The sequence below is a fragment of the Polaromonas sp. genome (genome assembly GCF_031411155.1).
Classification (GTDB): Bacteria; Pseudomonadota; Gammaproteobacteria; order Burkholderiales; family Burkholderiaceae_C; genus Polaromonas.
The window spans coordinates 1-5337 of record NZ_JANOAL010000280.1; the positions used below are offsets into that span (position 1 = coordinate 1).

Sequence of the window (5337 nt, forward strand, 5' to 3'; positions counted from 1 at the left end):
AGCGTCATGGCCCATTCCTGGTGCAGCATGGTTTTGGTCATGCCGTGCGCAAAGGTCGGGCCGCTGGCGAGTTCCTGCGCCAGTGTCTGCGCCGCGCCCAGCAGCGCTTGCGGCTCGTGCAGGGCGTTGAAAAAGCCCCACTGCAGGCCTTCCTGCGCGCTCATGGCGCGGCCGGTGAACAGCAGCTCCGAGGCGCGGCCCTGGCCGATCAGGCGCGGCAGCAGGGCGCAGGCCCCCATGTCGGCACCGGCCAGCCCGACGCGGGTGAACAAAAAGGCGGTCTTGGCGTTGGCCGTGCCGAGACGCAGGTCGGCGGCCAGCGCCATCATGGCGCCGGCGCCGGCGCAAATGCCGTCAATCGCCGCCACGATGGGCTGCGGGCACAGCCGCATGGCCTTGATCAGGTCGCCGGTCATGCGGGTGAACTCCAGCAGCTCGGGCATGCGCATTTTGGTCAGCGGGCCGATGATTTCATGCACATCGCCGCCCGAGCAGAAGTTGCCGCCGGCGCCGGTCAGCACGATGGTTTTGACATCGGTGGCGCTGTTCAGCGCGCGGAACAGGTCGCGCAGCTCGGCATAGGAGTCAAAGGTCAGCGGATTTTTGCGCTCGGGGCGGTTCAGCGTCAGCGTGGCCACGCCGGCCTCAAACGCGTAGGCGAAGTGTCGGGCCTGGTGGCCGGCCAGCGCATTGAATTGCGCCTGCATCGGGTTGCCGGGGCGGATGTAGTGCTTCATACGGGTTCCAGTCTGCTTTCGGTGAGTTGTTGGCCGGCCTGCTGGTTGTGGTGGTGCTTGACCTTGCCCAGCAGCTTGTGCAGCGACTCGACCTCGCGCGGCGACAGGGTTTCAAAGGCCGCCACAATCCAGGCCTCGTGCTGGCGCGCCATCTCGTCAAAGGTTTTGCGGCCGCGCGGCGTCAGCCGCACCCGGTAGGCGCGGCGGTCGCCTTCCACCTGGGCGCGCTCCACCAGCCCCTCGGCCACCAGCTGGTCGGTGATGCCGGTGACGTTGCCGCCGGTCACCATCATGCGGCGCGACAGCTCGTTCATCTTCAGGCCCTCGGCGCTGCGTTCCAGCTGCGCCATCAGGTCAAAGCGCGGCAAGGTGGTGTCGAACTGCTCGCGCAGCTGGGTCCGCACCTGCTTTTCCACCAGCTGGGTGCAGGTCAGCAGGCGCAGCCAGAGCCGCAATGCTTCGGGGTGTTCGCTGTGGCCTCGGGCTTCCAGGTCCATGGGGTTTCTCCGGTATGTTTTGCTATTTATTTGATAGCTTCTTGTGCGCGTTCTGTCTGGGCTAGAGCCTCTTTTTGCTTCGAAAGCTCGCGGTACAGCTGGTCCCGGCCGCTGAGGTACTGTTTGGGCCAGTCCACGGCCCGGCTTTGCAGCTTGGCGGCCTCGTGCAGCGTCCAGGCCGGGTCGGCCAGGTGCGGGCGGGCCAGCGCGCACAGGTCGGCGCGGCCGGCGGCAATGATGCTGTTGACATGGTCGACTTCGGAAATCGCCCCCACCGCAATGGTCTGGATGCCGACCTCGTTGCGGATGCGGTCGGCAAACGGCGTCTGGTACATGCGGCCGTAAACCGGTTTGGCCTGGCGCGTGGTCTGGCCCGAGGACACGTCGATCACATCGCAGCCCGCCGCCTTGAACAGCCGGGCCACCACGATCGCGTCGTCGGGCGTGTTGCCGCCCGGCGCCCAGTCGTGCGCGGAAATGCGCACGCTCATGGGCAGGTGGGCCGGCCAGACTTCGCGCATGGCGCGAAACACCTCGAGCGGGTAGCGGCAGCGCTTCTCGATGCTGCCGCCGTATTCGTCGCTGCGCAGATTGGTCAGCGGCGTGATGAAGCTTGAGAGCAGGTAGCCGTGGGCGCAGTGCAGTTCCAGCCAGTCGAAGCCGGCGCTGGCGGCGCGCCGGGTGGCGTCCACAAACTGCTGCCTGAGCGCTTCCATGTGGCTGTGCGTCATGGCCTGCGGCGTCTGGTTCTGCTCGCCATAGGCCACGGCACTGGCCGACAGCACCGGCCAGTTGGCATGCGGCCCGCCGGCGGGCAACGGCTCGTCGGCGTCTTCCCAGCCCACCTGGGTCGAACCCTTGGGGCCGCTGTGGCCCAGCTGCAGGCCGATCTTGGCCGTGCTCTGGCCGTGCACGAAATCCACAATGCGCTTGAAGGCCGCCTCTTGCGCGTCGTTCCACAGCCCGGTGCAGGCCGGCGTGATGCGGCCCTCGGGATTCGGGCTGGTCATCTCCACCATCACCAGGGCCGCGCCGCCGAGTGCGCGCGCGCCCAGGTGCACCAGGTGAAAGTCCTGCGGCACGCCATCGACGGCGCTGTAGGTCGCCATCGGCGAGCACACCACGCGGTTCTTGAGCTCGATGCCGCGCACCTTGAACGGCGTCAGCATGGGCGGCACGGGATGGCCCCCACGCTCCGCGGCGTTGCCTGCTGCGCTGCCCCCCGAGGGGGCTGCCCCGCTTTGGGGCGGCCCGGCGTCGGTGCGCCCGCCAGCCAGCCAGGCTTCATAACCTTCCAGCCACTTCGCATCGCGCAGCCGCAGGTTCTCGTGGCTGATGCGCTGCGAACGGGTCAGCAGCGAGTAGGCGAACTGCTCGATCTGCATGCCGCTGTAGCGGTTGACGTTTTCAAACCATTCGGTCGAGTTGCGCGCCGCGTTCTGGATCTTGAGCACCTCGACGCTGCGGCGCGCCTCATAAGCCTGCAGCACCTGGTCCATGCCGTGGCCGGTGCTGAACTCGGTGGCCAGGTCGATCGCGTCTTCAAGCGCCAGCTTGGTGCCGCTGCCGATCGAAAAATGCGCGGTGTGCGCGGCGTCGCCCATCAGCACAATCGGCACCCGCTTCTGGTTGATGGTTTCGTGGTGCACCCAGCGCTCGCACACCACCCGCGGAAAGCGGATCCAGATCGCCGAGCCGCGCACATGCGTGGCGTTGTTCATGAGGGCGTTGCCGTCGAGGTAGTTGGCAAACAGGCGCTCGCAAAAGGCAATGCCGTCCGCCTGGCTCATCTGGTCCAGGCCGTGCGCCTTCCAGACCGCTTCGGGCGTCTCGACGATGAAGGTCGAGGTGTTGTCGTCAAACTTGTAGGCGTGCGCGGCAAACCAGCCATGGTCGGTCTGCTCAAAGGCAAAGGTGAAGGCGTCGAAGGTCTTGCGCGTGCCGAGCCAGACAAAGCGGCAGGCGCGCAGCTCGACATCGGGCTGGAAGGTGTCGGCATAACGGTTGCGGATGCGGCTGTTCAGTCCGTCGCTGGCCACCACCAGGTCGGCCTGGTACTGGGCGGCAATCGCCTGGTCGTCCTGCACGTCGGTTTCAAACACCAGCGCCACGCCCAGCGCCAGGCAGCGCTCCTGCAGGATATTGAGCAGGCGCTTGCGGCCAATGCCGCAAAACCCGTGGCCGCCCGAGCGCACGCTGCGGCCCTTGAAAAACACCTCGACATCGTCCCAGTGGTTGAAGGCGTCGCCAATCAGCTGCGCGCTGACCGGGTCGGCCGCGCGCAGATTGCCCAGGGTCTGGTCAGACAGCACCACGCCCCAGCCAAAGGTGTCAAACGGGCGGTTGCGCTCGACCACGGTGACCTGATGCGCCGGGTTCTGCAGCTTCATCAGCAGGGCGAAATACAAACCAGCGGGACCGCCGCCAAGGCAAAGAATGTGCATGAATGCTTACCCTCTGAATTAATCTAGTCCTTAATTGTTTATGTTTAAACTAAATTCGTCAAGCGGATATTTCCCGGGGGTCAACCCTGCGCTGGGCGGGAAAGCGGGAAAAAAAGGGGCCGGACTGGCGGCTCTTGCCTCAGGGCGCCTGAAACCCCGCCGCCCGGTAGGTGAGCACCAGCGTATCGCGGTAGCCGCTGCCGGTCGGTTCTTCGGCGGGCAGGATGGGCGTGGTTTCGTGAATCACCCGGGCGTCGTCGAGCAGCAGCGCGGTCAGCGGCTCCCGCATGACAAAGCGCACGCCGTCTGGCCCGTTCGCATCAAAGACACGGGTCTCGCCGCCCTTGACGCCTTGGCGCGCCACCATCAGCACCACCACAAAGTCCACGCCGTCGCGGTGCGCTCCCTCGGGCGTGGGGCGGCCGACGCCGCCGGCGGTGTCGATGCGGAACTGGTGCGCCTCGATGTGCCAGCGCTCAACGGGCTGAGTCGGCTGGACCTGCGCAAACAAGCGCCCCAGGCTGGCCAGCAGTTCGGTCCAGGCAGTCGACTCGGCCACGGCGGGCTCGACCGGGTCAAACCAGCGCTCAAAGCCGCCATGCAGGGCGTTGTAGTCGGTCGGCTGCCAGTGGGCGCGGTGCGGTGTCTGCAGCAGTGTGCCGGCGGCCAGCGTCTGGATGAAACAGGCATGGCGGCGTTTGCGGTAGTGCCCGCCGTCCTTCAGGTGGGCATCGGGCGGCAGCCGGTTCCAGCTATCGGTCAGCTGTGCCCAGCCCTGCGCCCACTGCGGCTCGGGCAGCTGCAGGCTGGTGGCAAAGTCGGCGGGCAGCAACAGGCTCAGGCCGTCCTGGCGCAAGGCCTGGGCGGGCGGTTTTTGAACGGTGGCGATATTGAACATGCGGCCTATTTTGCTATAGCCGCGCCGCGCCTGCGCAGGGCAAGGGCGCTTGCCAGGGGCGACAAAGCCGCTGACGGCGAACCGGAACATAGCGGAACCCGCAGGCACAAACCGGGTCAAAACTGAAGCGGATTCAACCTACATACAGGGTGTAAAAAACTGCCCATAATGACCAGACAAATCAACCAGAGGGGTCTTCCATGCTGTACAAATTCAAATCCAAGGACGCAGGCGACGTGATCATGCTGGAGGCCAACGGGCGCCGGGTGCTGGAAATCATTGGCAAGCAGGCCGGGCCCAAGGGCATCATCCTGCCCGAGCAGATGCCCGCCGCCATCCAGGCGCTGGAGGCGGCGATTGCGCTGGAACAGTCGGGTGACGACACCGCGGGCGCGGTGCCCGGTGACGGGCTGGGCCTGCATCAGCGCGCACTGCCGTTCATCGAGATGCTCAGGCGCAACCACAAGTCCGGCCACGAGGTGGTCTGGGGCGTTTAAGCGCAGTCCGCTATTGGCCCGCGCCTGGGCGTTAAAAAGCCCCGTCACCGGGGCTTTTTGGCAGGCAACGCGATGCCTGCCGGGCTCAGTCGACCTTGGCGCCCGATGCCTTCACCACCTGAGCCCATTTTTTGTGCTCGGCATTGATGAAGGCGCCGAACTGCTGGGGCGTGTTGCCGCCCGGAATGGCCCCTTGCGCCAGCAGTTTTTCCTTGATCGCCGGCGTGCTCAGCGATTTGGCGACTTCCTGCTGAATCCGGTTGA

At 66.0% G+C, this 5337-nt stretch carries 5 protein-coding genes and 1 pseudogene; 1 reads left to right on the forward strand and 5 read right to left on the reverse strand.

All coding sequences use genetic code 11. From position 1 onward, the window contains the following. The 4 genes from RMO23_RS16675 to RMO23_RS16690 all read right to left on the reverse strand — a co-directional run. On the reverse strand, nt 1–737 hold a 737-nt coding region (locus RMO23_RS16675; protein WP_309683809.1), incomplete at its 3' end, for an enoyl-CoA hydratase family protein. After that, nucleotides 734–1234 carry a MarR family transcriptional regulator gene (locus tag RMO23_RS16680; protein WP_309683810.1) on the reverse strand — a complete coding sequence of 167 codons (501 nt, stop codon included), beginning with the start codon at nt 1232–1234 and terminating at the stop codon, nt 734–736. The genes RMO23_RS16675 and RMO23_RS16680, both read right to left, overlap by 4 nt. Before the next feature lie 26 nt (nt 1235–1260). Continuing rightward, nucleotides 1261–3678, reverse strand: coding sequence for a bifunctional salicylyl-CoA 5-hydroxylase/oxidoreductase (locus RMO23_RS16685; RefSeq protein ID WP_309683812.1), 2418 nt, complete (start codon nt 3676–3678; stop codon nt 1261–1263). A gap of 139 nt (nt 3679–3817) precedes the next feature. Continuing rightward, a complete protein-coding gene (locus RMO23_RS16690; RefSeq protein WP_309683813.1) occupies nt 3818–4576 on the reverse strand; it encodes a 2OG-Fe dioxygenase family protein in 759 nt (252 codons plus the stop codon). 200 nt (nt 4577–4776) lie between these two features. Between RMO23_RS16690 and RMO23_RS16695 the strand changes: the two genes are divergently transcribed. Beyond that, nucleotides 4777–5073 (forward strand): DUF1840 domain-containing protein, encoded by a 297-nt coding sequence (locus RMO23_RS16695; protein ID WP_309683814.1) that lies wholly within the window; start codon nt 4777–4779, stop codon nt 5071–5073. Nucleotides 5074–5158: 85 nt separating this feature from the next. Here RMO23_RS16695 and RMO23_RS16700 read toward each other — a convergent pair. Then, nucleotides 5159–5337, reverse strand: a pseudogene (locus RMO23_RS16700) (tripartite tricarboxylate transporter substrate binding protein); the annotation flags it as partial.

Coding starts and splice junctions, on each gene's coding strand:
- RMO23_RS16680 (WP_309683810.1), bottom strand. CDS start 1,234: ATGGACCTGGAAGCCCGAGGCCACAGCGAACACCCCGAAGCATTGCGG.
- RMO23_RS16685 (WP_309683812.1), bottom strand. CDS start 3,678: ATGCACATTCTTTGCCTTGGCGGCGGTCCCGCTGGTTTGTATTTCGCC.
- RMO23_RS16690 (WP_309683813.1), bottom strand. CDS start 4,576: ATGTTCAATATCGCCACCGTTCAAAAACCGCCCGCCCAGGCCTTGCGC.
- RMO23_RS16695 (WP_309683814.1), top strand. CDS start 4,777: ATGCTGTACAAATTCAAATCCAAGGACGCAGGCGACGTGATCATGCTG.